General features: G+C 71.2%; 22 protein-coding genes. 17 read left to right on the forward strand and 5 right to left on the reverse strand.

Going from position 1 to position 24,497, the window contains the following annotated elements; translation table 11 throughout:
* Positions 1-6 precede the first annotated feature (6 nt).
* From TR48_RS00065 to TR48_RS00080, 4 genes are all read left to right on the forward strand, one after another.
* Positions 7-783 (forward strand): hypothetical protein, encoded by a 777-nt coding sequence (locus TR48_RS00065; RefSeq protein ID WP_042363681.1) that lies wholly within the window; start codon positions 7-9, stop codon positions 781-783.
* A gap of 75 nt (positions 784-858) precedes the next feature.
* The gene (locus TR48_RS00070; protein ID WP_236651933.1) at positions 859-1,527 is read left to right on the forward strand and encodes a DinB family protein; all 669 of its coding nucleotides are present in this window, start codon (positions 859-861) and stop codon (positions 1,525-1,527) included.
* 43 nt (positions 1,528-1,570) lie between these two features.
* A complete protein-coding gene (locus TR48_RS00075; protein ID WP_042363682.1) occupies positions 1,571-2,203 on the forward strand; it encodes a histidine phosphatase family protein in 633 nt (210 codons plus the stop codon).
* Positions 2,204-2,233: 30 nt separating this feature from the next.
* On the forward strand, positions 2,234-2,533 hold the full coding sequence (locus TR48_RS00080; RefSeq protein WP_042363683.1) for a YciI family protein: 300 nt from the start codon (positions 2,234-2,236) through the stop codon (positions 2,531-2,533).
* Here TR48_RS00080 and dapA read toward each other — a convergent pair.
* The gene (gene dapA / locus TR48_RS00085) at positions 2,509-3,414 is read right to left on the reverse strand and encodes a 4-hydroxy-tetrahydrodipicolinate synthase (protein ID WP_042363684.1); all 906 of its coding nucleotides are present in this window, start codon (positions 3,412-3,414) and stop codon (positions 2,509-2,511) included. The genes TR48_RS00080 and dapA overlap by 25 nt on opposite strands.
* Before the next feature lie 107 nt (positions 3,415-3,521).
* Positions 3,522-5,039, reverse strand: coding sequence for an MFS transporter (locus tag TR48_RS00090; RefSeq protein WP_063770860.1), 1,518 nt, complete (start codon positions 5,037-5,039; stop codon positions 3,522-3,524).
* 193 nt (positions 5,040-5,232) lie between these two features.
* Between TR48_RS00090 and TR48_RS00095 the strand changes: the two genes are divergently transcribed.
* The 3 genes from TR48_RS00095 (at position 5,233) to TR48_RS00105 (ending at position 7,413) form a co-directional block, all read left to right on the forward strand.
* Positions 5,233-5,835 carry a TetR/AcrR family transcriptional regulator gene (locus tag TR48_RS00095; protein ID WP_236651934.1) on the forward strand — a complete coding sequence of 201 codons (603 nt, stop codon included), beginning with the start codon at positions 5,233-5,235 and terminating at the stop codon, positions 5,833-5,835.
* Between the two features lie 74 nt (positions 5,836-5,909).
* Entirely contained in the window at positions 5,910-6,593 is a 684-nt protein-coding gene (rnhB, locus tag TR48_RS00100; RefSeq protein WP_042363685.1) for a ribonuclease HII, read from the forward strand.
* A 313-nt stretch (positions 6,594-6,906) separates the two neighbouring features.
* Positions 6,907-7,413 carry a hypothetical protein gene (locus TR48_RS00105; protein ID WP_084728642.1) on the forward strand — a complete coding sequence of 169 codons (507 nt, stop codon included), beginning with the start codon at positions 6,907-6,909 and terminating at the stop codon, positions 7,411-7,413.
* A gap of 125 nt (positions 7,414-7,538) precedes the next feature.
* On the opposite strand, the gene TR48_RS00110 is transcribed toward TR48_RS00105, so the two are convergent.
* Together TR48_RS00110 and TR48_RS00115 are read right to left on the reverse strand one after the other, a co-directional pair.
* Positions 7,539-8,189, reverse strand: coding sequence for a hypothetical protein (locus tag TR48_RS00110; RefSeq protein ID WP_063770861.1), 651 nt, complete (start codon positions 8,187-8,189; stop codon positions 7,539-7,541).
* Between the two features lie 240 nt (positions 8,190-8,429).
* Positions 8,430-10,640 (reverse strand): RecQ family ATP-dependent DNA helicase, encoded by a 2,211-nt coding sequence (locus TR48_RS00115; RefSeq protein ID WP_042363687.1) that lies wholly within the window; start codon positions 10,638-10,640, stop codon positions 8,430-8,432.
* Between the two features lie 182 nt (positions 10,641-10,822).
* Here TR48_RS00115 and TR48_RS00120 point away from each other — a divergent pair, with 182 nt between their 5' ends.
* The 7 genes from TR48_RS00120 (at position 10,823) to TR48_RS00150 (ending at position 19,381) form a co-directional block, all read left to right on the forward strand.
* Positions 10,823-12,034 carry a DUF4192 domain-containing protein gene (locus tag TR48_RS00120; RefSeq protein ID WP_052442289.1) on the forward strand — a complete coding sequence of 404 codons (1,212 nt, stop codon included), beginning with the start codon at positions 10,823-10,825 and terminating at the stop codon, positions 12,032-12,034.
* Positions 12,035-12,076: 42 nt separating this feature from the next.
* Positions 12,077-12,823: an NUDIX hydrolase gene (locus tag TR48_RS00125; protein WP_042363883.1), complete on the forward strand. Its 747-nt coding sequence runs from the start codon at positions 12,077-12,079 to the stop codon at positions 12,821-12,823.
* A 112-nt stretch (positions 12,824-12,935) separates the two neighbouring features.
* Positions 12,936-14,066 (forward strand): ATP-binding cassette domain-containing protein, encoded by a 1,131-nt coding sequence (locus TR48_RS00130; RefSeq protein WP_052442290.1) that lies wholly within the window; start codon positions 12,936-12,938, stop codon positions 14,064-14,066.
* A gap of 222 nt (positions 14,067-14,288) precedes the next feature.
* On the forward strand, positions 14,289-15,092 hold the full coding sequence (locus TR48_RS00135) for a hypothetical protein (RefSeq protein WP_042363688.1): 804 nt from the start codon (positions 14,289-14,291) through the stop codon (positions 15,090-15,092).
* A gap of 220 nt (positions 15,093-15,312) precedes the next feature.
* Positions 15,313-16,257 (forward strand): FadR/GntR family transcriptional regulator, encoded by a 945-nt coding sequence (locus TR48_RS00140; protein ID WP_084728644.1) that lies wholly within the window; start codon positions 15,313-15,315, stop codon positions 16,255-16,257.
* A gap of 412 nt (positions 16,258-16,669) precedes the next feature.
* Entirely contained in the window at positions 16,670-18,319 is a 1,650-nt protein-coding gene (locus TR48_RS00145) for an RNA polymerase sigma factor (protein ID WP_042363885.1), read from the forward strand.
* A gap of 270 nt (positions 18,320-18,589) precedes the next feature.
* Positions 18,590-19,381, forward strand: a complete 792-nt coding sequence (locus TR48_RS00150; protein WP_042363690.1) for a S1 family peptidase — start codon at positions 18,590-18,592, stop codon at positions 19,379-19,381.
* A gap of 268 nt (positions 19,382-19,649) precedes the next feature.
* Here TR48_RS00150 and TR48_RS00155 read toward each other — a convergent pair whose 3' ends face one another.
* Positions 19,650-19,883 carry a DUF7455 domain-containing protein gene (locus TR48_RS00155; RefSeq protein WP_042363691.1) on the reverse strand — a complete coding sequence of 78 codons (234 nt, stop codon included), beginning with the start codon at positions 19,881-19,883 and terminating at the stop codon, positions 19,650-19,652.
* 594 nt (positions 19,884-20,477) lie between these two features.
* Between TR48_RS00155 and TR48_RS00165 the strand changes: the two genes are divergently transcribed.
* The 3 genes from TR48_RS00165 (at position 20,478) to TR48_RS00175 (ending at position 24,475) form a co-directional block, all read left to right on the forward strand.
* Positions 20,478-22,583: a DNA gyrase/topoisomerase IV subunit B gene (locus TR48_RS00165; RefSeq protein ID WP_042363693.1), complete on the forward strand. Its 2,106-nt coding sequence runs from the start codon at positions 20,478-20,480 to the stop codon at positions 22,581-22,583.
* Between the two features lie 181 nt (positions 22,584-22,764).
* Positions 22,765-23,271, forward strand: a complete 507-nt coding sequence (locus TR48_RS00170) for a CcdC protein domain-containing protein (RefSeq protein WP_042363694.1) — start codon at positions 22,765-22,767, stop codon at positions 23,269-23,271.
* 52 nt (positions 23,272-23,323) lie between these two features.
* Positions 23,324-24,475: a sensor histidine kinase gene (locus TR48_RS00175; protein ID WP_042363695.1), complete on the forward strand. Its 1,152-nt coding sequence runs from the start codon at positions 23,324-23,326 to the stop codon at positions 24,473-24,475.
* Positions 24,476-24,497: the final 22 nt, after the last annotated feature.

Consider the following 24,497-nt stretch of genomic DNA (forward strand, 5'->3'; position numbering starts at 1 on the left):
GCGCGCGTGACTCAGGAGCAGCAGGGGACGGGCGACGAGCTCTGGGACGAGTTCGTCCGGCAGCACGCGCAGAGCAGCGGCATACACGAACCGAGCGCCGCCGAACGCGCGGCCGCCGCCTGGCGTCCCCGGCGGAGGTGGCGGCGTTGGGCCATGATCGGCGGAGTCGGGCTGGGCGTGCTGGCCGTGGTGGCGGGCGTCGGCCTCGCGCGGACCTCGTCGAAGTCGCCCGTGGCCTCCGGGCGGTCGACGACCAGCGCCGGGGCGGCGGCCACCAGGCCGGCGGCCGCGGCTCCCATGGTGACGGAGGCCCAGGCGTTTCCCGCCGCCGTCGCCGGTTTCACCAAGGTCAAGCAGTCCGGCGGTCCGAACTGCGCCGGTTCTGGGATGGTCGGCCCCAACCTGATCGCCATGATCGATCAGAGCAAGGGTTGCCGAGGCGTCATCGGCGCGCTCTACAAGGACGCGCAGAAGAACGAGTACACCATCGTCGTTTTCGGGATGAAGGACCCGGATGACGTCGTGCACATGGTCACCGCCCTGTCCATGAATCCCACCGACTACGAGGTGGGCGTGCTGGAGCCGCCCACCGGGTCCGGGCTGATGGCGCTGCCTGCCGACAGCGGCCTGGTGCAGGCCTTCGCCGGCTCGCGCGGACTGATGGTGGTCGGGCTCGCCCAGTGGTCGGACGGACGGGCGGTGGATTTCCAGGCTCTGACGGACAAGCTCCAGCCGCTGCTGGACGCAGTCACCAAGCAGGCCGCCGCACACGATCAGGGTTGATCATCGGCCGAGGCTGAGCATTCGCCGGCGTCCCTCGCCGCGCACGTCCCCCTGCCTATCGCCGACGGGAGAGCAGTGAACACGACCGACATCCACCATCCCGGCTCGCACCCGGGGCCGGTAACGGCTGACGATCTCGCGCTCGGGGTCGGGCTCGCGGTGGCGTTGCTGCGGCAGCCTGCCGCGCTCGCGGCCGACTGGGGCAGAGCGGCGGGATCTCTCAGCTGGGACTGCTGGGAGACGGCGGAGCATCTGGCCGACGACCTGTTCGCCTACGCGGCGGAGCTCGGCTCCCCGGCGGCAGGCGGGGAGCCGTCGCCGGTGCCGTTCGTCGTCGTGCGACAGGCGGAGGGGAAGCCCCGGAGCGCGATCTTCGCCGAGCGGGAGTCGGGGCCCGAGGGCCTGGTCCGCGTACTGGAGGCGTGCGGGGCCCTGCTGGTCGCCATGGTGCGAACCGCGGCTCCCGAGGCCAGGGCGTTCCACGTCTTCGGCGCCGCCGACCCGGCGGGTTCGGCGGCCATGGGGCTCGTCGAGACCCTGGTGCACGCCGATGACCTCGCCCGGGGGCTCGGGCTGGAGTGGGAGCCCCCGGCGGATCTGTGCCTTCGGGTGTTGCACCGGCTCTTCCCCGAGGTACCGGGCGGTTTCGACCCGTGGGAGACGTTGCTGTGGGCCACGGGGCGCGGCGAGCTGCCGGGCCTTGCCCGGCGCGAGCGCTGGCGCTGGGACAGCTCGGTGCGGTGAGACGGCGAGGCTCCTCGGTGCGCCCTGGGTTACCGTGGCCGGTATGGCGCGGCCGAGGCGAATTGTCCTGATCCGACATGGTGAGTCGGAAGGGAACGTGGACGAGACGATCTACGAGCGTGTTCCCGACCATGCCCTCACCCTGACCGCGCGCGGGCGTGAGCAGGCCCGCGCGGCCGGTGCCGAGCTCCGCGAGCTCTTCGGCGTGGAGCGGGTGCAGGTCTACGTCTCGCCCTACACCCGCACCTGGCAGACGCTGGAATTGCTCGGCCTGGACGCGGCCCGAATACGGGTGATGGAGGAGCCCAGGCTGCGCGAGCAGGACTGGGGGAACCTCCAGGACGTCGAGGACATTCGCAGACAACGCAAGCTGCGGGACGAGTACGGCCACTTCTACTACCGGTTCACGCAAGGAGAGTCGGGCGCCGACGCCTACGACCGGGTCAGCGCCTTCTTCGAGACCCTGCACCGCAATTTCCAGCGGGCCGACTATTCGCCGAACGTGCTGCTGGTCTGCCACGGGCTGCTGATGCGGTTGTTCTGCATGCGGTGGTTCCATTGGAGCGTGGACGAGTTCGAGGCGCTGTCGAACCCGGACAACGGAGAGATGAGGACCCTCAATCTCGGTCCGGACGGGCGCTATACGCTTGATCGTCCGTTCGACCGCTGGACCTGATCTCGGTCCACCTGGGCAGGGAGCCTCACCGTGTTCGTCGTCACCCTCTCGTACACCGCGCCGATCGAGCAGGTGGATGCGCTGCTGCTGGACCACCGGGCCTGGCTGGACGAGCAGTACGCCAACGGCGTCCTGCTCGCCTCCGGTGCGAAGGTGCCGCGCACCGGCGGGGTGCTGCTGGCGGGCGGCCTCGATCGGGGCACGCTGGACCAGGTCCTCGCCGAGGACCCGTTCGCCAAGGGCGGGGTCGCCCAGTACGACGTGGTCGAGTTCACCGCGACCAAGACGGCGGAGTGCCTCGCCGACTATCGCGAGCAGCCGGCTTCCTGAAGCGCGCTGCGGAGCTGGTCGAGCAGCGGCTGGTCGGCGTCCACCAGCGGCAGCCGGACCGGGCCCGCGGGCAGGCCGGCGTCGTTGAGCAACGCCTTGGCGGTGACGGTGCCGGGCGCGTCGTCCATCATCGCCTGCACCAGCGGCAGCAGTTGCTGGTGCAGGCGCAACGCTTCGGCGTTCGCACCCCTCGCGTGCGCGTCCAGCACGTCCCGCGTCCTGGCCGGGGCGACGTTGGCGACGGTGCTGACCACGCCCACGGCGCCGATCGCGAGCAGCGGCAGGTTCAGCTCGTCTGCGCCGCAGTAGTAGTGCAGACCTGTCTGGGCGATGACGCGTGCGGCCGCGGCGAGGTCGTAGCTGACGTCCTTGACCCCCACGATGCGGGGGTGCTCGGCCAGCGCGTGCAGGGTCTCGACCGAGAGCCGGGTCCCGGTGCGGTGCGGGATGTCGTAGAGCATGACCGGGAGCGACACCGCGTCCGCGACGGTGCGCAGATGGCGTCGCACCCCCTCCTGCTGGGGCCGACTGTAGTACGGCGTCACCACGAGCAGGCCGTCGGCGCCCGCACGCTCCGCCGCGCGGGCTGCCCGGGCCGTGTGGGCGGTGTCGCTTGTACCCACCCCGGCGATGACCCTGGCGCGTCCGCCGACGGCCTCGACCACGGAGCGGACGAGGCTCTCCTTCTCCGCGTCGCTGGTGGTCGGGGACTCGCCGGTGGTGCCGCTCAACACGAGGCCGTCGCAGCCGGAGTCGACCAGGTGGACGGTCAGCTTCTGCGCTCCGTCGATGTCGAGGGATCCGTCGTGCCCGAACGGGGTGACCATGGCGGCCAGGCAGCGGCCCAGGGGGAGATCGTTCCCGGCGTGGGTGTCGTTCATGCACTCAAGCCTGGGCTGCGACAGCCGTGAAGCACCAGCGATGATTGCTGCACGAGACCGTTCACGCCTGCTAACGAGTGCGCTGCCCGCCCGCGCCGGGAGTATCCTCAGGCGGCTTTGACGTGCGGCGGATCCGAGGAGGTCGGCGGTTCGGCCGGTGGCGTCGGTGGCGCGGAGACGCCCAGCTGTTGCGGCGGCTTCATGACGAACAGCGCCATCAGCAGCGCGACGAAGGTGAAGGCCAGGGCCGCATAGAACGCGGTGGTCATGCCGTGGACGAAGACCTGGTTGGGATCGTGACGGGGGAAGATCGCCTTTGCCTCGTTGCGTTGGGCGGTGGCGAAGACCGTCACCAGGATGGCCAGCCCGAGGGACCCGCCGACCTGCTGGGTCGTGTTGAGCAGCCCGGTCGCGGAGCCTGTCTCGTGTGGCGCCACTCCCGAGACGGCGGTCAGCATCACCGGGACGAAGATGAAGCCCATGCCGAAGCCGAAGATCATCGTCGGGCCCAGGACGCCGCCGAGGTAGCTGCTGTGCACGTCCAGCTGCGTGATCCAGTACGCCCCCGCGTTGACGAGGATCGTACCGAGGATCATGAACGGTTTGGCCCCGAACCGCGTCTGCAGCCGCGCCGAGACCTGGGCGGCCACGATGATGGACAGGCTCATCGGCAGGAACCCGAGGCCGGCCCGGATGGGACTGAACCCCAGGACGTCCTGGATGAACTGAGTCATGAAGAAGAAGATCCCGAACATCGCGGCGGCGAGGCACAACATCAACACGTAGGCACCGGAACGATTTCGGTTGCGGAACATGTGCAGCGGCGTGATCGGCTGCGTCGTGCGCGACTCGATCAGCAGGAAGGAGACCAGCAGGACGACGGCGGCGGCGAACGAGGCCAGCGTCCAGACGTCGGTCCATCCCTTGTCGGCGGCGCGGATGAAGCCGTAGACCAGGCTGACCATGCCGAGCGTCGAGGTCAGCGCGCCGGGCAGGTCGAAGCGCCCGGGGTGGCGTTCGGAGTCGTTGATGTAGAGGGGCGCCAGCGAGGCCAGGGCCAGGCCGATCGGGACGTTGACGAAGAGGACCCAGCGCCAGGAGAGCCAGGACGTCAGCAGGCCGCCGAGCAGAAGTCCGATCGCGCCGCCCGCGCCCGCCACGGCCGAGTAGACACCGAAGGCCCGGTTGCGTTCGGGGCCCTCCTTGAAGTTGGTGGCGATCAGCGCGAAGGCGGTCGGTGAGGCGATGGCGCCGCCGATCCCCTGGAGCGCCCGCGCGGCCAGCAGCATCCAGGACGCAGTCGCGAGGCCGCCGAGCAGGGAGGCGCAGCTGAATATCAGCACGCCCGTGATCAGCGTAGGTCTGCGGCCGAGGATGTCGCCGATGCGCCCGCCCAGGAGAAGCAGGCCGCCGAAGGTCAGCGTGTAGGCGTTGAGCACCCAGGACAGGCTGGTCGGTGTGAAGTGCAGGGCGGTCGAGATGTGCGGTAGCGCGATGTTGACGATGGTGATGTCCAGCACGACCATCAGCTGCGTGGTCGCGATGACCGCCAGGGAGATCCCCGGATGCTGACCACGCCTGGCCTGGGCCGGAACGCTGCGGGTGAGGGTCTTCGAAGTGGCCACGGGTCCCCCTGGGATGTGCGCCACGGTGGCTGGGAAAGGGAAAGGGAAAGGCTTGGAATGAACGGAGCCGTTCACTAACCTCGACACTAGACCCGGACAAATCGGGACACAACCCTCCGCCTAGCCTGCTGCCCGGTCAGGTGGCGCCATGTTCGGGGGTGAGCAGGGAATGCGCAGGACGACCTACCCCGTCGTGGTCCGGCGTCGCGGCCCGGCGCTGGAACAGGCGATCTTCGAGGCCGCCCTGGAGCAGTTGATCGCCACGGGCTACGCCCGGTTCAGCATGGAGGCGGTGGCCGCCGCCGCCCAGACCGGGAAGGCCTCTCTCTACCGGCGCTGGGGCAGCAAGGAACAGCTCGTGCTGGACGCGTTGAGCGCCAGCCTGCCGCGGGCTCTGGAGCCGCCGGACACTGGCAGCCTGCGCGCGGACCTCCTCGCCGTCATCGGGGCCCTGTCTGCGGCGATGACCTCACGTACGGGCTGCGCCGCCCGCGCCGTGATCAGTGAGCTCGACCACGAGCGGGCCGCGGCTTTCGTCGGCCTGATCCACAAGCAGATCCTCGACCCTGCGCATCTTGTTCTGTTGCAGGTGGTCAGGGCCGCGGTGGACCGCGGTGAGGCCGATCTGGAGGCGGCGACGCCGATGGTGCTGGACGTCGTGCCCGCGATGCTGCTGTACCGGGGCAAAACCCAGCAGGGGCGCTTCACCGAGGAGGATGCGCGGGCTCTCGTCGACCAGGTGCTGCTGCCGGCCCTGTTGCGCCCCGCGCCGCCGCCCGAGGATGGCGGGGGCTGATCGGATCTGATCGGCTCCGACCGGGTGCGCATGCGGCGGCGTTCGGGGCCCGGCTGGGCCGTTAGGCTGAGTGCATGCCCGTCGATCCGCCCTCCCATTCCGTCGAGCGCTCCTTGCGCCGCACCGGCGCCCGGCTGGTGGCAGGTGTCGACGAGGTGGGACGCGGGGCCTGGGCCGGGCCGGTCACCGTCTGTGCCGCGATCACCGGCATGCGCAAGCCGCCTCCCGGGCTCACCGACTCGAAGCTGCTCACCCAGCGGCGCCGCGAGGAGCTGGAGCCGGTGCTGGCCGGCTGGGTTCACGCCTTCGCCCTCGGGCACGCCAGCCCGGGCGAGTGCGACCAGCTCGGAATGACCGCCGCGCTCAGGCTCGCGGCGGTGCGGGCCCTGGAAGCGCTGCCGGAGCAGCCCGACGCTGTCATCCTGGACGGCAAGCACGACTACCTCGGCGGCCCCTGGCGGGTCCGTACCGTGATCAAGGGCGATCAGTCCTGCGTCGCCGTCGCGGCGGCCTCGGTGATCGCCAAGGTGCGCCGTGACGCGATGATGGCGGAACTGGGTGAGCAGTACCCCGACTTCGCCTTCGCCGACAACGCCGGCTATCCCTCGCCGGTGCACCGCGCCGCGCTCGAACGGCTGGGGCCGACCGGGCAGCACCGTCTCTCCTGGGCCTACCTGGACGAGCTGCCGGAGTGGCGGCACCTGCGCGTGCAGCGCGAGCCGGTCGACGCGGGCGAGCAGCTGTCGCTGGGGTTCTGACGGCGCGTCGCAGAGCGGTGGCGACCGTTCCGCTACCCGGCTTCGATGGCCGGGAAGCGACCGGTGACGGGCCTTCAGGAAGCCGCCGGATGCATGTTCGGCCATCGTTCGGCGCAACGGGTGGTCCCCCCTATCGGCTGCTCACAACCAACGAGTAAGCTCTGGGGCGCTGTGCGGCGCCGTCGAGTGTGTCGCCAGAAATCGTGCCGAGGAGCTGGAGATCCACAAGACCGACTCGGGCCAGGGCGTTCCTTCCACCGACGAGACGGACCCGGCCCGCACCGCCGCGACCACAGTCCCTTCCCCCACCAGCGTGGCCGCCACGCCGCGACCCGGGCCCCGGCCCGGACCGCCGGCCCGGCGTCCCGTCCCCGGCCCTCCGGCCGGTCCCACGCGCACCCCCAAGCCGAGCGCTCAGGCCCGTCGGGGCGCTGACGCACTGCCCACCCTGCCTGAACTGCAGCTGCTCCCGGCCACGCCGGAGGCCGCGCTGGACCGGGCGGACGAGGCAGTCGACCTGCTGCTCGACACGGGACGTGTCCCGGGACAGATCCTGGTGCTCACCACCGCCGAGCCGCACCCGTGGCAGCAGCACGAGCAGAGCTTCGGAGCCGAGCGTTACTGGGCCCAGCTCGAGGCGGCGGACGACGTGTTCTACGCCTCCGCCGCTGACTGTCGGCCGACCCGCCGCGAGGTCGTCGTGCTCGCCGTGAACGGTGGCGCCACGGGTGCCGTTCAGGACGCTCTCGCGGTGGCGCTGGCCCGTGCCGGCTCGCTGCTCGTCGTCTGCGGCGAGACCCCGCTGCCCGTCCAGCGGTAGGAGAGCCCAAGGGCGCCTGCGGACAGGCGCCCGGCAGGGGATCAGACTGGGAGCACAACGCGCGTGCTCCCCGACCCGGCGGCGTCCGGGCCCCGCCTGTGGTGTTCAGGCCCGGCGTGACGCGATCACGGCACCGCCAGCTGTGCGACCGGCGCCGCTGGTAGCAGCTCCGCCCGAGGCCGGCTCTCCGTGGCGGCGGTCAGCGCCGGCAGGTGTTCTCTGCTGGGCAGTTCACGGACCGTGCTCATCGTCCGTCGGGCCCAGGACCCTGCCTGGGGGCTGCGGCCCTGGCGGCTCTCGCCCATAACCTGCCAGCCGTTCTCGGTCAGGGTGATATACGCGCCGCAGCGCAGACCGTGCAGAACCGACGCGTCGCGTAGCGCCCACATCCAGGCGCCGTCGAGTTCGGTCCAGTCGGACGGGGTGTCGCGGCACTGGAGTACGACCGCGCTGTGCATCGGAGAACGCCGACGCAGACCATGCGGAACGACGTGACGCAGGTGCGCGAGCAGGACGTTCCGCAGGTGCCATCCGTCGGTGATGCGCTCGGGCACCACGAACGAAGCGCCGGCTGCCACGCGTCCGTCGGCGGTCAGCACGCCGAGAACGGTGACTCCGGGGTGGGGGAGGTGGATCCGGTGCAGCTCTCCCACCACTGATCGCGGGTCGAGCAGCGTGGGAAGCCCGGCCTCCGTCCAGGTGGTCAGGTCGACCGAGCGCGCTGGAGACGACGTGTGCGGCTCCCTGGACAACTCGAGGGGATGGCCGATGCTCAAGATCCTCCTTCCCCGTGCCCGGGTGCGGGCACCTCGCACACCAGCCATGGACGGACCGTCTGGCCGGGATACCTGCCAATTCTCACCGGCTCCGAGCAGACCGGCAACGGTGATCCCGCCGGAAGTGTCCCTGCTTCTGCCGTTCCGACAGATAAGTCCCATCGGCGTGCCGTTCCGTCTCCACCGTTCGGCTCTCGGCCGTTCGGCTGTGCCCGCCCTCAGTTGGGCGTCGGCCCGAGTTCAGGACGACTGTGCGAGAACCAGCGGGAGGACCCCGGACGCCCCGGCCCTGCGCAGCAGGCGGGCGGCGACGGCGAGGGTCCAGCCGCTGTCGGAGTAGTCGTCGACCAGCAGCAACGGCCCGCCGGCCGCCCCCGCCTCCTCCTGTGCGGCCAAAGCCGACGCCAGCTCGGGTGACAGGACGAAGGCGTCGTGGAGCTGATGGAGACGCCGGGCGCTGTTGCCGCGCCCGCCCCGGCGAGGGTCGGCCCCGGGGGCGTACTCGACCTGGCCGAGGAGCGGCAGCCTGCCGATTCGGGCGATCCCTGCGGCCAGACTGCCGATCAGTTCGGGCCTGGTACGCGAGGCGATCGCCACGACGGCCGAGGGGCGCTGCTCCCAGGCGGAGGGACCTCGGGACCAATCCGCCAGAAGGGTGACGACGCCGTCCAGCACCTGAGGCGGGACGGGGGCGTCGGGAGCCTCCGGTGAGAGCAGGGCCCGCAGCCTGGTGCCCCAGCCGATATCGGACAGGCGCCCCAACGCTCGCCCGGCTGCGGCTTGTTCGCCCGCCGGGATCCGGCCCTTGAGCTGGACGCCGACCGCGGGCATGCCGGTCGGCCACATGCGGCGAGGCTCGATTTCCAGGCCCGGTCGGCCGAGCGCGGCTCGTGCGGCCGCCAGGGTCTCGGCCGAGACCTCCGTGGAGCGATGCCCGCCGGTGCAGTTGTCGCACCGCCCGCAAGGCGCCGCCTCCGGGTCGTCCAGTTGGCGACGGAGGAACTCCATCCGGCACGTGCCGGATGCCGCGTAGTCGAGCATCGCCTGTTGCTCGGCGGCCCGGGTCTCGTTGACCCGGGCGTAGCGGGCGGCGTCGTAGGCCCAGGGCTGCCCCGTGGCCACCCAGCCGCCGCGCACGCGACGCACCGCGCCGTCCACGTCCAAGACCTTGAGCATGGTCTCGAGCCGGGTGCGCCGCAGGTCCACCCGTGCCTCCAGGGCTTGGGTGGAGAGCGGGAGCGGCTCTCCCGCGGGGGTTGTGTGAGCGGCCAGCGCCTCCAGCGTCGTGCGCACCTGCTCCTCCCCGGGAAAGGCGAGGGAGGCGAAGTAACGCCAGATGGCGGCGTCCTCGGCCCCCGGCAGGAGGAGCACCTCCGCGTGCTTGATGCCGCGCCCGGCCCGGCCTACCTGCTGGTAGTAGGCGATGGGGGAGTTGGGCGACCCCAGGTGGACCACGAAGCCGAGATCCGGCTTGTCGAACCCCATCCCTAGGGCGGAGGTGGCGACCAGTGCCTTGACCCGGTTGGCGAGCAGATCCGCCTCAGCGGCCTGCCGCTCCGCGTCCTCGGTGCGGCCGGAGTAGGAGGCGACCAGCTGGCCGCGCTGGCGCAGGAAGGACGTCACCTCCTCGGCAGCGGCCACGGTGAGGGTGTAGATGATGCCGGAGCCGGGGAGCTCGTCCAGCCGGTCGGCGAGCCAGGCGAGCCGGTGCGCGGGATCGCCCAGATGCAGGACTCCGAGGCTGAGGCTCTCCCGGTCCAGCGGACCGCGCAGGACCAGGGCCTCTTCTCGGGCGCCGGCCCCCGCAGCGGGACCGGCGTGGGTGCCGAGTTGTTCGGCGACGTCGGCGGTGACCCTCGCGTTGGCCGTGGCCGTCGTGGCCAGGACCGGGACACCGGCCGGGAGATCCGCCAGCATGGTGCGCAGCCGACGGTAGTCGGGGCGGAAGTCATGGCCCCAGTCGGAGATGCAGTGTGCCTCGTCGACCACCAGGAGACCGGTGGCGGCGGCGAGCCGGGGCAGGACCTCGTCCCGGAACTCCGGATTGTTCAGCCGCTCCGGGCTGACCAGAAGGACGTCGACCTCTCCGCCGGCGATCTCGGCGTGGACCGACTCCCACTCCTCGGTGTTGGAGGAGTTGATGGTGCGCGCCGTGATTCCCGCGCGAGCGGCGGACTCGACCTGGTTGCGCATCAGGGCGAGCAGCGGCGACACGATGACCGTCGGCCCCGCCCCGGCGGCCCGCAGCAGGGCCGTGGCGACGAAGTAGACGGCGGACTTGCCCCAGCCCGTGCGCTGCACGACCAGGGCCCGCCGCCGGTCGACGACGAGCGCCTCGATCGCGCGCCACTGGTCCTCGCGCAGTCGGGCGTCGCCGCCGGCGAGCGAGCGCAGCACCCCGTCGGCCTGCGCCCGCACAGCGGTGCGGTCCTGGAGTTGGGTGTCATCCATGCGGTCATTGATAGTCGGCCGCGCCGACAAAGGCGAACCCGGGACGTCAAGCCTGTGGAGAAACGAATCGTCTCCTTCGAAGCCCACTCGATCGGGTGGCCGGGTTTTCCACACCCCGGGGTTGTCCACAGACCTGCGGTCGGCTGGGTGCGCGAACTTCCGCCTCTCGACACGCTCGCCGCATGAACGAACACAGCACCCCGCCCCCGTCGGAGTCCTCGCAACCCCCCTCGAACGAGTCGCACGAGAGGGTCCCGGCCTTCTCCGCCTTCGAGCGGCCCGTGGTCCGGATGAAGAGCCCGGCCGACATGGCCGACGCGTTGCCCTACCTGCTGGGCTTCTATCCGAGCGACAGCGTGGTGGCGCTCGGCCTCCAGGGGTCCAGGCGCCGGCAGGGCGGCTCCGTCCGGGTCGACATCCCGGCGCCGGCGGCCTGGCCGGCGGCGGCGCAGGAGGTGGTCGGCTTCCTGCTCGCACTGTCGGAGCAGCGGGACCGTCCTCCGGACGCGGTGATCCTCTACTTCTGCCAGGATCCCGAGCCCGGCGGCAGCGCGCGGGAGGTGGCGGAGCGGCTGCGTCCACTCGCGGCGCTGCTGGCCGAGGGCTTCAGGGCGGCCGGCGTCCCCGTGCACGAGTCCTTGTGCGTGTCAGAGGGGCGGTGGTTCTCCTACACCTGTGTCGACCCGGCCTGCTGTCCGCAGGAGGGCGCGCTGGTCAGGCCGCCGGGCAGCACGTCGGCCGTCGCCGCAGCCGCGGCCTTCGCCGGGATCCAGGTCCGCGGCAGTCTGCGCGATCTGCACCGGGAGCTGGAGCCGCTGGCTCCGGAGTCGGTGGCGACGCTGCTGCACGCCTTCGAACGGGAGATGCCCGTTGTGGCGGCCGAGCTGGACCGGGAGGGCGGACGCGAGCGGCTGCGGGAGGCGACGGCGGCCCTGGTCGACGCGGCCGTGTTGCGCTTCGGCCGGGGCGACTGCGAGTTGGACGATCACGACGCGGCGCGGATCGTCCTCGGCTTGCAGGACCGACTCGCCCGCGACCGGGCGGCCGAATGGCTCGATCCGCCCGACGTCGGGCACGCGGCCAGACTCTGGCGGTACCTGGCCCGCCGCTGCGTGGGCCCTTTCGAGGCCCACGCAGCGGCCCCGCTCTCGCTCCTCGGCTGGACGGCCTGGGTGACCAGCGACACGGTCACCGCCAGGGTGGCGCTCGGGCGTGCGCTGGCCGTGGACCCGACGTACACCTTCGCGAGCCTGCTCTACGAAGCGATCAACTGCGGCGCGATGCCGGACACACTCTGCGCCACCCTGCGGGCCGAGCGAACGGCCCGCTCCCGTCGGCCTGCTCGACGCAGACGCGGCAGGCTGCCGCGCTGTTTGGGCCGATCGAGCGATTAGGGCCCACTGTTTATCGTCACTGAGACGACTATGATGCGGCGCATGTCGCGTTACGATCCGTCGGCCTTCCCCCCTTTCGCGGTCACCGTTGACCTGGTGGTCCTGACCGTGCGCGACCATGCCCTGTGCGCATTGATGGTCCGCAGGGGTGAACCGCCGTTCCAGGGCTTCTGGGCGCTGCCCGGCGGCTTCGTCCGACCCGACGAGGGGCTCGTCGAGGCGGCCGCCCGCGAGCTGGCCGAGGAGACCGGCCTGCGCGCACACGGCGCCCCCGGGCAGGGGCCCGGCGTCGGCGCCCACCTGGAACAGCTGGCCACCTACGGAGCCCCGCAGCGCGATCCGCGGCTCCGAGTGGTGAGCGTGGCCTACCTGGCTCTCGCCCCGGACCTGCCGACCCCGAGGCCCGGCGGCGACGTCCGCAGCGCCCGCTGGGCGCCGGTCGAGGAACTGCTCGGGGGCAAGGACGACGACGGGATGCTGCTCGCGTTCGACCACAGTGCGATCCTGTCGGACGGCGTGGAGCGGGCCCGGTCCAAGATCGAGTACTCGGCGCTGGCCACGGCTTTCTGCCCCGAGGAGTTCACCGTCGGCGAGCTGCGCCGGGTGTACGAGTCCGTCTGGGGCGTGCAGCTGGACCCGCGCAACTTCCACAGGAAGGTGACGGGGACGCCCGGATTCCTGCTCCCGGCGGGCGGCACGACGACCCGTCAGGGCGGTCGGCCCGCGCAGCTGTTCCGGGCCGGCGGGGCTACGGTGCTCAATCCGCCGATGCTGCGTCCCGAGAGCTGAGCCGGACGACGGACGGGGCCGCCTACGCGCCGTAGAGGTCAATGCCACGCAAAGTCACCCTGTCCGTCTATCGTGCTGGGGTTGGGGGTGATCAGCGCGGAGGTGTCCGACCGTGGCTCAGGCTCAGACTGTCCAGACCCAGACCGGCCCGGCCGTTCGGGACCAGCAGGTGCGGCAGGTCCATCATCCGTTCCAGGCGATCGGTCTGACCAAGGCGGGCAGGCGCGGCCGGTCGGCGGTGCTGCTCGACCTCTCTTTCGACGCACGCGCGGGCCAGGTCACGGTTCTGCTCGGTCCGGAGGGGTCGGGCCGCACCACGGCTCTGCGGCTGGCGCTGGGCCTCGAACGAGGCCAGGGGACAGCGCTCTTCCACGGGCGCCCCTACCGGCGGTTGTCCCGCCCGGAGCGTGAGGTCGGCGTGGTCCTCGGCGAGGCCGACCGGCCCGCGGGGCACCCGGGGCGACGGGCGCGGGCGCACCTGCGCATGATGGCGGCGGCGGCCGGGGTGTCCGCCCGCCGGGCCGACCAACTGCTGGAGCAGACGCGCCTCGCCCCCGCCGCCGAGCACCGGCTGCGCACCTACTCGCCCGGGATGAACCGGCGCCTGCAACTGGCACAGGCGCTGCTGGGCGATCCGAGCACACTGCTGCTGGACGAGCCCACGGAGGGCCTGTCGCCCAAGAACGTCGAGTGGTTCCACGCCTTCCTGCGCGCCTTCGCGGCGGGCGGCGGGGCGGTCCTGGTGACCTTGCGCAGCCCGCAGCAGGCGGCGCAGCTCGCGGACCGCGTGGTCACCCTCGAGCTCGGCCGGCTTATGGCGGACCAGCCGGTGGAGGAGTTCCGCCGGACCCGGCTGCGTGACGAGGTCAGCGTCCGTGGGCCGCAGGTGGCCCGGCTGGCGGATCTGCTCGCCGCGGCCGGGGCCGCGGTCCGGCACGAGGGCGGCAACGTGATCTCCGTCGAGGGGCTGGCCAGGACCGAGATCGGCGAGCTGGCGTTCCAGCACGGCATCCTGCTCCACGAGCTGGCCGACCGGGTTGTCGAGCACGCCCCCGCGCCCGGCCCGCGGCCGCCCGAACCGGCAGGCGCATCGCTTGCCAAGGCCACCGTCGCCCTCGGGCCGGGCGAGACGGTCACCACACAGGTGGTCGTGCCCACGCCGCCCGCTCCCGGTGGCCATGTGCTGCCCGCTCGGCGCGAAACGCGGGTCCTGCACCCGCTCCTCTTCGACGAGGACGACTGAGCGGAGCGAGCCCCCAAGGCCCGGCCTCCGGGCGGCCGTGCGAGGGTCCGGCGCCCCGCCGCGCGCCTGGGCGCACCGCGCGCCGCCAAGGCTGTGGGGTTGCCTGGCCACAGAGATGCCGGGTGCCCGGGCACGCCGACGCGGCGGCACCACAGCACCACGTCAGCACAGCAGCAGAACCACGACCGCGCGAGAGCGCGGGAACACGAGAGCGAGCGACCCGTGCACGCACTGACCTACGAGCGCCGGCGGCTGTCCGGCGTGCGTTCCAGCTGGCTGGTTCCGGTCGTGGTGCTGGGCGCCAGTGCCGTGGTGGCGGTGCTGACGGTGCGGCAGGGCGCGGCGGCGGGGTCGCCCGCGGCTGATCCGCTCAGGGTGCTCACGGCGGGCCTGCCGCTGCTCCCCCTGCCGATCGCCGCGCTGGGAGCGGGGGTGGTCGGGGCGCTGTCGGCCGGACACGAATTCCGGCACCCCGCACCGCTCGCGCTGCTGCGGCCGCTGCGCCGGCGGCTGGCGTTGCTGCTGGCCAAACTGGTCACGGTCGGCGTCTTCGCAGGGCTGCTCGGGGTGGGCACGCTCGTCCTCGACGCGGTCGTGCTGCACCTCGGCCACCACACGGCGGCGGCCCGGCTGGAGGCCGCAGTGCTCCACGGTCACGTGCCGGTCGCGCTGGGCGGCTACCTCGCCCTGGTCGTGGCGGGCGGCTGGATCGGCCTGCTCGGGGCCGTCCTGCTGCGCAGCGCCGCTGCGGGGATGCTCGTCCTGATCATGGTGCCGGTGCTCGTCGAGCCGGTCGCCTCGGCCCTGCTCGGCAGCGGCGCGGCACGCGGCGGCGGGGACGGCGTGCTGCGCTGGCACCGGTTCTTCCCCGTGGACGGCACGCACGCGTGGCTGTACGGCGCGCTGTCGGGGCTGCACAGCGGGACCACCGTGTCGGACGCCGGTCTCGCGGTTGCGGTGGCGGCGCCCGTGCTGATGCTGCTGCTGGCCTACCTTGTCCTCCTGCCGCGCCGCAGCGCGCTCTGAGGGCCGCTGCCGTCCGAACCGGGGGCGGACCGGGGGTGTACCGAGGGCGCGAGTGACGTCCGGACGGCGTGTGCCGGTTCGGGACCTGAGAGCGCCGGCGGTCGGCGCGGAGGCGGGTCGAGGGCGCGTGGAGGGCACGGAAGGGCGCACCGGGGCACCAAAGGGGCAATAACAGCCGATATGGCGTCAATTGTGTAGGGATGCGCGATCACCCTTTCGTGTGCTTTTCACGAAATTCCTCAAGGGTCTGCCCGCCATCGCCGACAAAGGAGACGTGAGTACCGTTGCGCACCCCACGATGCCCCCCGCCCAGATGACGTCCACTCAGCTGGACCGCTTCCCCGTGAGCGCCTCGCACAGCTCGGCCCCTGGTGTGTCCCACGCCACGAGCGGTGTTGCGCTGCACTGGGAGAGCGCCGAACCCGAGCTCGGCCGCGTCGGCCGCCGTGCCGCCGGAAGCCGCGGACGCGGACTGCACGGTCAGCTGGTCCAGCAGCTCGGTCAAATGATCGTTTCCGGTGATCTCGGAGCCGACCGTCCCCTCGTGCCCGAGGAGATCGGGCAGCGGTTCGAGGTCTCCCGCACCGTCGTCCGCGAGTCACTGCGCGTGCTGGAGGCCAAGGGCCTCGTCAGCGCCCGCCCCAACGTCGGAACCCGGGTTCGCCCCGTGGCGGACTGGAACCTGCTCGACCCGGACATCATCGAGTGGCGAGCCTTCGGGCCGCAGCGCGACGACCAGCGTCGTGAGCTCTTCGAGCTGCGCTGGGCCATCGAGCCGCTGGCCGCCCGGCTCGCCGCCGGACACGGCCGGGACGAGAGCCGTCAGCGCATGCACGACATGACCGAGATCATGGGTCACGCCGCCGCCCAGGGTGACGCGCTCACCTACAGCCGGGCCGACGCCGAGTTCCACGCGGTCCTGATGGATCTCGCCGGCAACAAGATGCTGGAGCACCTCGCCGGGATCGTCGCCTCGGCGCTCCAGGTCTCCGGCGGTCCGGTCACCGCCTGCGACCGGCCTTCCGAGCCCTCGGTCGGTCTGCACGTCCGGCTCGTGGACGCCCTGGCCACGGGCGACGGCACCGCTGCGGAGTCCGCGATGCGCTCCCTGCTCACGGTGCACCCGGACGTCGACCCGCTGGTCCCCGGTCCGCGCGAGCACTGAACCCGCGCCGCTGCCGGTCGCGAACACCGAGGCCGTCCCGCCCCGCATCTCCCCGCAGGCCGCCGCCGTCATGAGCCGCCACCACGCCATGACCGCGGCGGCCTGCTCTGTGCTGATCAGCGGTGGTCGGGGGTCGCGGGCACGGCGCTCACCGGGCTGCTCGCGCTACCCGATTCAGGCGACACTCGGAATGAGCCCGGATCTGGCATCGTTGAACGGGGTACACCTCCGTTGACAAGAGGCTCTCGCACTATGTGACCTGCGCCACGTAAGTAGGGCGTAACGCTTTGCCGTGCGGAGCGATGTGTACCAGGGCGGTGACAGATCCGTACTGATCCGCCAGTTCAAGAGCTTCAGCAGGTTCCAGAGGGCCGCCAAGCGGCCGGCCTTCTGTCCACTCACGTCCGAGAGGTTGTTCGTGTCGGCCAGCACATCCCGTTCTCTCCCTCCCGAGATCTCCGAGTCCGCCGCTCTGATGGCGCTCATCGAGCGGGGTAAGGCTCAGGGGCAGATCGCCGGTGATGACGTGCGGCATGCCTTCGAGGTGGACCAAATCCCGGTCACCAAGTGGAAGAACGTCATGCGCAGCCTCAACCAGGTCCTCGATGAGGAGGGTGTGACGCTGATGGTGAGCGCTGCGGAGTCGTCCGCCCCCAAGCGCCCCCGGAAGAGCGTCGCGGCGAAGAGCACTGCCACGAAGACGACGGCCACCAAGCCCGTCGCTCCGCGCCCTGCGGCTGCCGCGAGCACGACCCGTACCGTTGCTCCGCGCGTCGCCGCCGCGGCGCCGGTGACCACGTCGGTCACCGAGTCCGTCGCATCCGTCGGAGTCGAGGCGACCCTGGTGGCCGCTCCGACCGAGGCGGCGAAGAAGGCCGTGGCCAAGAAGGTCGTGGCGAAGAAGGCCGCTCCGGCCGCCAAGAAGACCGTCGCCAAGAAGACCGCCGTCAAGGCCGCTCCCGGGAAGGCCAAGGCCGAGGGTGCGGAGGGCGAGGAGGAGCTGCTCACCGACGAGGAGCTGCTCGAGGACGCCGCCGCACCGGCTGCCCCCGAGGGCGCCGAGCCGGCCGAGGGCGAGGAGGAGTCCGAGGGCTTCGTGCTCTCCGACGAGGACGAGGACGACGCCCCGGCGCAGCAGGTCGCCGTGGCCGGCGCCACCGCTGACCCGGTCAAGGACTACCTCAAGCAGATCGGTAAGGTCCCGCTGCTCAACGCGGAGCAGGAGGTCGAGCTCGCCAAGCGCATCGAGGCCGGTCTCTTCGCCGAGGACAAGCTGGCCTCCGAGGACAAGCTCGCGCCGCGTCTGCAGCGTGAGCTGGAGATCATCGCCGAGGACGGGCGCCGCGCCAAGAACCACCTCCTGGAGGCCAACCTCCGTCTGGTGGTCTCGCTGGCCAAGCGCTACACCGGCCGCGGCATGCTCTTCCTGGATCTGATCCAGGAGGGCAACCTCGGTCTGATCCGTGCGGTCGAGAAGTTCGACTACACCAAGGGCTACAAGTTCTCCACCTACGCGACCTGGTGGATCCGCCAGGCGATCACCCGCGCCATGGCCGACCAGGCCCGCACCATCCGTATCCCGGTGCACATGGTCGAGGTCATCAACAAGCTGGCCCGCGTCCAGCGCCAGATGCTCCAGGACCTGGGCCGCGAGCCCACCCCGGAGGAGCTGGCCAAGGAGCTGGACATGACGCCCGAGAAGGTCGTCGAGGTCCAGAAGTACGGCCGCGAGCCCATTTCGCTGCACACCCCGCTCGGCGAGGACGGCGACAGCGAGTTCGGTGACCTCATCGAGGACTCCGAGGCCGTGGTCCCGGCCGACGCGGTCAGCTTCACCCTGCTCCAGGAGCAGCTCCACTCGGTGCTGGACACCCTGAGCGAGCGCGAGGCCGGCGTGGTCTCCATGCGCTTCGGTCTGACCGACGGTCAGCCGAAGACGCTGGACGAGATCGGCAAGGTCTACGGGGTCACCCGTGAGCGCATCCGCCAGATCGAGTCCAAGACCATGTCGAAGCTGCGCCACCCGTCGCGTTCGCAGGTCCTGCGCGACTACCTCGACTGACGAGACCGACAAGGCCCCCGCTCCGCCGTTTCGGCGGAGCGGGGGCCTTTCCGTTTTCCGGGCCGCCCCGGCTCGCAACCAGCGGCCCGACGAACCGTCACCCGGGGCACAGATGTGCCCAGGGTGAATTGTGCGCGGCGGCCAGACACGCAGCGTCTCCGCATCGCTACCCTGAGGCGCGACAGGAGTGCGGGTCGCGACGGAAGGATCAGGGTGGGAGCCAGGCTGACAATCCCCGGCAGGCGGACATTCCCTGGGCGCAGGCGGACCATGATGGTGCTGTTTGCGGCGCTGCCGGCGGCATTGGCGGTCCCCGCGGCACCGGCGGAGGCGATCGTCGGCGGGGTGGCGGCGAGTACGTCCGACCACCCCTGGATGGTCGCCGTCGCCAGTCGCTCCGTATACGGCGACTCGCGCTCCGGCCAGTTCTGCGGCGGCACGCTGGTGAGCCCGACCAAGGTGGTCACCGCCGCGCACTGCCTCTACGACGAGACGACGGGGCAGCGGGTGAACCGGCCCGACCTCTCCGTGGTCCTGGACCGCACGGATCTCGGAGGCTCCGCCGGTCGGGAGGTGTCGGTCGTCGACACGTGGGTGGATCCGAACTACGACCTGCCCACCAACGAGTGGGATGTGGCGGTCCTCACGCTCGCCGAACCGCAGAATCCGAGCAGCGTGCTGCCGATGGTGGGTCAGGGCGCGACGGCGCCCTACGCCGCGGGGACCAATGCCACCGTCTTCGGCTGGGGCGATCTGCACGGCAACGGGAGCTACCCGACCACGCTGCACCAAGTCCAGGTGCCGATGATGGCGAACGCCACGTGTTCGGCCGACTACCACTCCGGTCCGTCGGGCACCTACGACCCGCGCACGATGGTCTGCGCCGGGCAGCAGGCCGTCGGCGGCCGCGATGCCTGCCAGGGGGACAGCGGCGGACCGCTGGTGGTGGCCGGGCGTCTGGTCGGCATCGTGTCCTGGGGCGAAGGCTGCGCCGAGGCCGCCCACCCCGGCGTCTACACCCGACTCTCGGCGATGGTGGACGCGGTCCGCGGTCAGCTCTGACCGGGCCTGGTCCCGGGCGATGCGGCCGTGCTGACGTGACGAATGCCACAGCTGGCAGTCGGCGGCGTCGGGCAGGGCGGCGGCGGGACGCGGCAGGAGACGACGGCAGCGAACGGAAGACGGAACGGCAGGGAACGACGGTGGGCGGCAGACCTTTCGGTCTGCCGCCCACCGTCTAAGACAGCTCTGTTCGTCAGTTCAGCTCGTCGTCAAAGGAGACGCTGAACCCGGGCCTGCGCACTGGGCGTGCCCGCGCGACCGCATCGGGTCAGCGCTCGTCCGTCGACGCAGGAGCCGAGGTGGCCGTCAGTCGGCCGCTCTCGTCCTGTATCTCAGCGGCGATCTTCTTCAGCTCCGGCTCGAACTTCCGGCCGTGGTGAGCGCAGAAGAGCAGCTCTCCACCGGACACGAGCACGACGCGGAGGTAGGCCTGAGCGCCGCAGCGGTCGCAGCGGTCGGCCGCGGTCAGCGGGGTCGCGGGGGTGAGAACGTTAGTAGTCACGTCGCCTCTTCTCTAGCTCGACGAGCTGTCTTACCAGGGTCAACATCCAACCAGGCCGGATTCGTTCCCGCGCGGTCTTTCTTTTTGAGCGGTGTCCCGGGGTGGGGATGGAGACGGCGGTCTTGGTAGCGATGCTGTCGTGGTGCCTTGTGCGGTGGTGCGTTGCGATGCTGTGTCGTTGTGGAGGACGTGCCCGGAGCGCGCACGGTTCATGCCTGCCGCCGTCGATGACCGACCTTCACTCGAACGTGTTATCGAACGCTCGTGCGAGGTGCGCGTAGCATAAGCCACGACGAGCGTGAAGCAATAGCCCCAGCCCACGCACCGGTAGCCTGCATCCCGGCAGCATTCCTGCCATGGTGCCTTGGCCCCCCGGTCGGAGGCCAGGGAAGGGGCTCGTGTTCGCAGCCAGCGGAAGTCGGCATGAGTTCCGTCACTCCGAACGCCGACTCCCGGACCGCCACTGGATTGACCGACACAGCCGTATCAGCACGAGCACTACGAGCACTACGAGCAGTACGAGCACCACAGCAACCGAAGCATCCGAAGTGACCGAAGTGCCCGAAGGTTCAGAAGGTTAAGGAGCAGGACCGCGTGACCGCCGAACAGACCGTGCCCGCCAGTGCCCAGCAGGACAGCTCCAACTACACCGCGCGGCACCTTCTCGTTCTCGAGGGGCTCGAAGCGGTCCGCAAGCGCCCCGGCATGTACATCGGCTCCACCGACAGCCGAGGCCTGACCCACTGCCTGTGGGAGATCATCGACAACGCCGTCGACGAGGCCCTGGCCGGCTTCTGCGACCACATCGACGTGCTGCTGCACGGTGACGGCTCCGTCGAGGTGCGCGACAACGGCCGTGGCATCCCGGTCGACGTGGAGCCGAAGACGGGCCTGTCCGGTGTGGAGGTCGTCATGACCAAGCTCCACGCCGGCGGCAAGTTCGGCGGCGGCTCCTACGCCGCCTCCGGCGGCCTGCACGGCGTCGGCGCCTCCGTCGTGAACGCCCTCTCCTCCCGCCTCGACGTCGAGGTGGACCGCAGCGGCCACGTCCACGCGCTCAGCTTCCGCCGCGGCACGCCCGGTTCGTTCAAGGGCGAGGGCCCCGACGCGGCGTTCACCCCGGGCAGCACCCTGGACAAGAGCCGCAAGGCCCCGCGCGGCAAGACCGGCACGCGCGTCCGCTACTGGGCCGACCGGCAGATCTTCCTCAAGGACGCCAAGCTCTCCCTGGAGAACCTGCACAACCGCGCCCGGCAGACGGCCTTCCTGGTGCCCGGCCTGACGATCGTGGTCCGCGACGAGCGCGGCGTCGACGGCGCACCCGTGGACGAGCAGGTGTTCCGTTTCGACGGCGGCATCGCGGAGTTCTGCGACTTCCTGGCGCCGGACCGACCCGTCTGCGACACGCTGCGCCTCACCGGGCAGGGCACCTTCAAGGAGACCGTGCCCGTCCTCGACGACCTCGGCCACATGACCCCGACGGAGGTCGTCCGCGAGCTCGGCGTCGACATCGCCCTGCGGTGGGGCACCGGCTACGACAGCACCGTCCGCTCCTTCGTCAACATCATCTCCACGCCCAAGGGCGGCACCCACGTCGCCGGCTTCGAGCGCTCGATGACCAAGACGGTCAACGAGGTGCTGCGGGCGATGAAGCTGCTGCGCGTCGCCGAGGACGACATCACCAAGGACGACGTCCTCGAGGGCCTGACCGCCGTGGTCACCGTGCGTCTCGCCGAGCCGCAGTTCGAGGGGCAGACGAAGGAGGTGCTCGGCACCTCCGCCGCCCAGCGGATCGTGGCGAACGTGGTGGCCAAGGAGCTCAAGGAGTTCCTGACCTCCACCAAGCGCGACGCCAAGGCGCAGGCGCGCTCGGTGATGGACAAGGTCGTCGCGGCGGCGCGCACCCGTGTCGCCGCCCGTCAGCACAAGGACGCACAGCGTCGCAAGACCGCGCTGGAGACCTCCTCGCTCCCGGCCAAGCTGGCCGACTGCCGCAGCGACGACGTCGACCGCAGCGAGCTGTTCATCGTCGAGGGTGACTCGGCGCTCGGCACCGCCAAGGTGGCCCGCAACTCCGAGTTCCAGGCGCTGCTGCCGATTCGCGGCAAGATCCTGAACGTCCAGAAGGCCTCCGTCTCGGACATGCTCAAGAACGCCGAGTGCGCCGCGATCATCCAGGTGATAGGGGCCGGTTCCGGCCGCACCTTCGAGATCGACCAGGCCCGCTACGGCAAGGTCATCATGATGGCCGACGCCGACGTCGACGGCTCCCACATCCGCTGCCTGCTGCTGACGCTGTTCCAGCGCTACATGCGGCCGATGGTCGAGGCCGGGCGGGTGTTCGCGGCCGTGCCGCCGCTGCACCGGATCGAGCTGACCAACCCGCGCAAGGGCCAGGAGAAGTTCATCTACACCTACTCCGACAGCGAGCTGCGCAACACGCTGCTGGAGCTCCAGCGCAAGGGCCAGCGCTGGAAGGACCCGATCCAGCGCTACAAGGGTCTCGGCGAGATGGACGCCGACCAGCTGGCGGAGACCACCATGGATCCGCGCCACCGCGTCCTGCGCCGGATCAACCTCGGCGACCTGGACGGCGCCGAGAAGGTCTTCGACCTGCTGATGGGCAACGACGTGGCGCCGCGCAAGGAGTTCATCGTCGACTCCGCGGCCCTGCTCGACCGCTCCCGCATCGACGTCTGACCTGCGACGTAACCGCCGTTCCACGGCGGATCCACCCGGGGGTGGAGAGGCGGCCGCGCCGCTTCTCCACCCCCGTCTCCATCCCTGCTCCGAGGCTCTGAGCGCGGCCGGTCCGTAGCTTCGTAGGTGTCGGCGGAACCCCGCCGGAACGCCGGAGAAGTCGAAGCAGGAGACGATCGAGATGCCCGCCGTTGCCAACGTTGTGCTCATCATCGCGGTGGTCGGATACGTGCTCTTCCGCCAGTTCCAGGCCCGCCGTTGGAACCCCAATCCGCGTAGGCTGCTGGTGGTCCCGGCGGTGCTCGCGTTCATGGCCCTGCGCGACCCGCACCTGCTGGACTCCCACCACGAGGCGCTGTCCGCGGCGTTCCTGATCGGCGGCGTACTGGTCGAGATCGGCCTCGGCGCGGCCTGGGGCTTCACCACCCGGGTCTGGGCCGACGCCGACGGGACGATCTGGTCCAAGGGCACCAAGGCCAGCTTCTTCGCCTGGATCGGCATGCTGGCCGTCCGGATCGGCCTCTACGCCGCGGCCGCCGCCCTGGGCGTCGCCCAGGGACAGGCCGGACTGCTGCTCGCACTGGCCGCGCTGCTCCTGGTCCGCGGGGCCGTGGTGACGTGGCGGGCACGGGAGTTCGCGCCGGCCCCGGCGTACGGTACGTACGGTGGCTCTGCCGGAATCCTCTGAGGTGCGGAATGCTCCAGAGGACACGGGGCAGGCCGTGAGCGGCAGGAGTGACGTGGAAAGCTGGACCGACTGGCCCTCCCGGGAGGCTCTCTCCCGGGAGGGCCTCGCCACGGCCCGGCGCTGGAGCGGCTGGGCGGGTCGGCTCGGCGGACTGGTGGGCGGGCTGTGGGCGACCTTCGCCAACGAGCAGCTGAACACCCAGCAGGTCCTCATCGTGCTGCTGCATACCGCCCTCGGCGTCTTCGCCTTCACCGGCTTCGTGCGCTCGACGCCCCGGATGAACCTGCGACGCAGCCTGGCCTGGCTGACGTTCGTGGCCGTCGAGGCCGTTCTGTGCGGGCTGAACCACGCGCCCGTCATGGGCATCATCTTCATGTGTGGCATCGCGGTTGGATCGTTCCAGCGGCTCCCGATCATCGCCGCCGCGCCCTTCACCCTGCTGTCCGCGGCCGTCTTCATGGTGGTCGTGCCCCACGACGTGCGGAACTGGGGCAACGCCGTCACCATCTTCGGGCTCGGCATCCTCGGCTACGTCACCCGGCAGGACTGGGAGGCGCGAGCGCAGACCCAGCGCACCCTCTCGCAGGAGCGGGCGCTGCGCACGGCGGAGGCCGAGTCGGCCGCGCTGGCGGAACGGGCCCGGATCGCAAGGGAGATCCACGACGTGCTGGCGCACAGCCTCTCCGCCCAGCTCGTCCACCTGGAGGCGGCCCGGTTGATGGTCGACGGCGGGGCGGAACGCGAGCAGATCCGCGAGCGCATCGTGGCTGCGCGCCGGATGGCCCAGGACGGTCTGCTGGAGACCCGGGCCGCCCTCTCGGCGCTGCGCGGCGAGTTCGCCCCCATCGGGGAGTACCTGGTCAAGCTGACCGGGGACGAGTCGGCCCGGCTCGAGGTGACCGGGACACCGCGCCCGCTCACCGCCGAGGCGGGCGTGGCGGTTCGGCGCACCGCCCAGGAGGCGCTGACCAACGTCCGCAAGCACGCGCCCGGAGCGGTCTGCACCGTCCGGTTGTCGTACCTGGACGATAGTGTCGAGCTCGAGGTGGTGGACGAGGGCGGCAAGAGCGGAGGAGAGCTCTCCTCCTCCGGCAGCGGCCTGGGGCTGCTGGGGATGCGGGAGCGCGCCGAGCTGCTGGGCGGCTCGCTGGAGGCCGGGCCGACGCCGGGTGGGTTCCGGGTGCTCCTGCGGATCAAGGGCTGACCCTTCGGCCGGTGCGGATTCC

It is taken from the genome of Streptacidiphilus neutrinimicus (assembly GCF_000787815.1).
In the GTDB taxonomy this organism is placed as follows: Bacteria; Actinomycetota; Actinomycetes; order Streptomycetales; family Streptomycetaceae; genus Streptacidiphilus; species Streptacidiphilus neutrinimicus.

What these genes read in the sequence shown, in the direction of transcription:
- TR48_RS00125 (WP_042363883.1), top strand. Translation starts at nt 12,077, where the DNA reads ATGTCGCGTTACGATCCGTCGGCCTTCCCCCCTTTCGCGGTCACCGTT.
- TR48_RS00120 (WP_052442289.1), top strand. Translation starts at nt 10,823, where the DNA reads ATGAACGAACACAGCACCCCGCCCCCGTCGGAGTCCTCGCAACCCCCC.
- TR48_RS00115 (WP_042363687.1), bottom strand. Translation starts at nt 10,640, where the DNA reads ATGGATGACACCCAACTCCAGGACCGCACCGCTGTGCGGGCGCAGGCC.
- TR48_RS00150 (WP_042363690.1), top strand. Translation starts at nt 18,590, where the DNA reads ATGATGGTGCTGTTTGCGGCGCTGCCGGCGGCATTGGCGGTCCCCGCG.
- rnhB (WP_042363685.1), top strand. Translation starts at nt 5,910, where the DNA reads ATGCCCGTCGATCCGCCCTCCCATTCCGTCGAGCGCTCCTTGCGCCGC.
- TR48_RS00170 (WP_042363694.1), top strand. Translation starts at nt 22,765, where the DNA reads ATGCCCGCCGTTGCCAACGTTGTGCTCATCATCGCGGTGGTCGGATAC.
- dapA (WP_042363684.1), bottom strand. Translation starts at nt 3,414, where the DNA reads ATGAACGACACCCACGCCGGGAACGATCTCCCCCTGGGCCGCTGCCTG.
- TR48_RS00075 (WP_042363682.1), top strand. Translation starts at nt 1,571, where the DNA reads ATGGCGCGGCCGAGGCGAATTGTCCTGATCCGACATGGTGAGTCGGAA.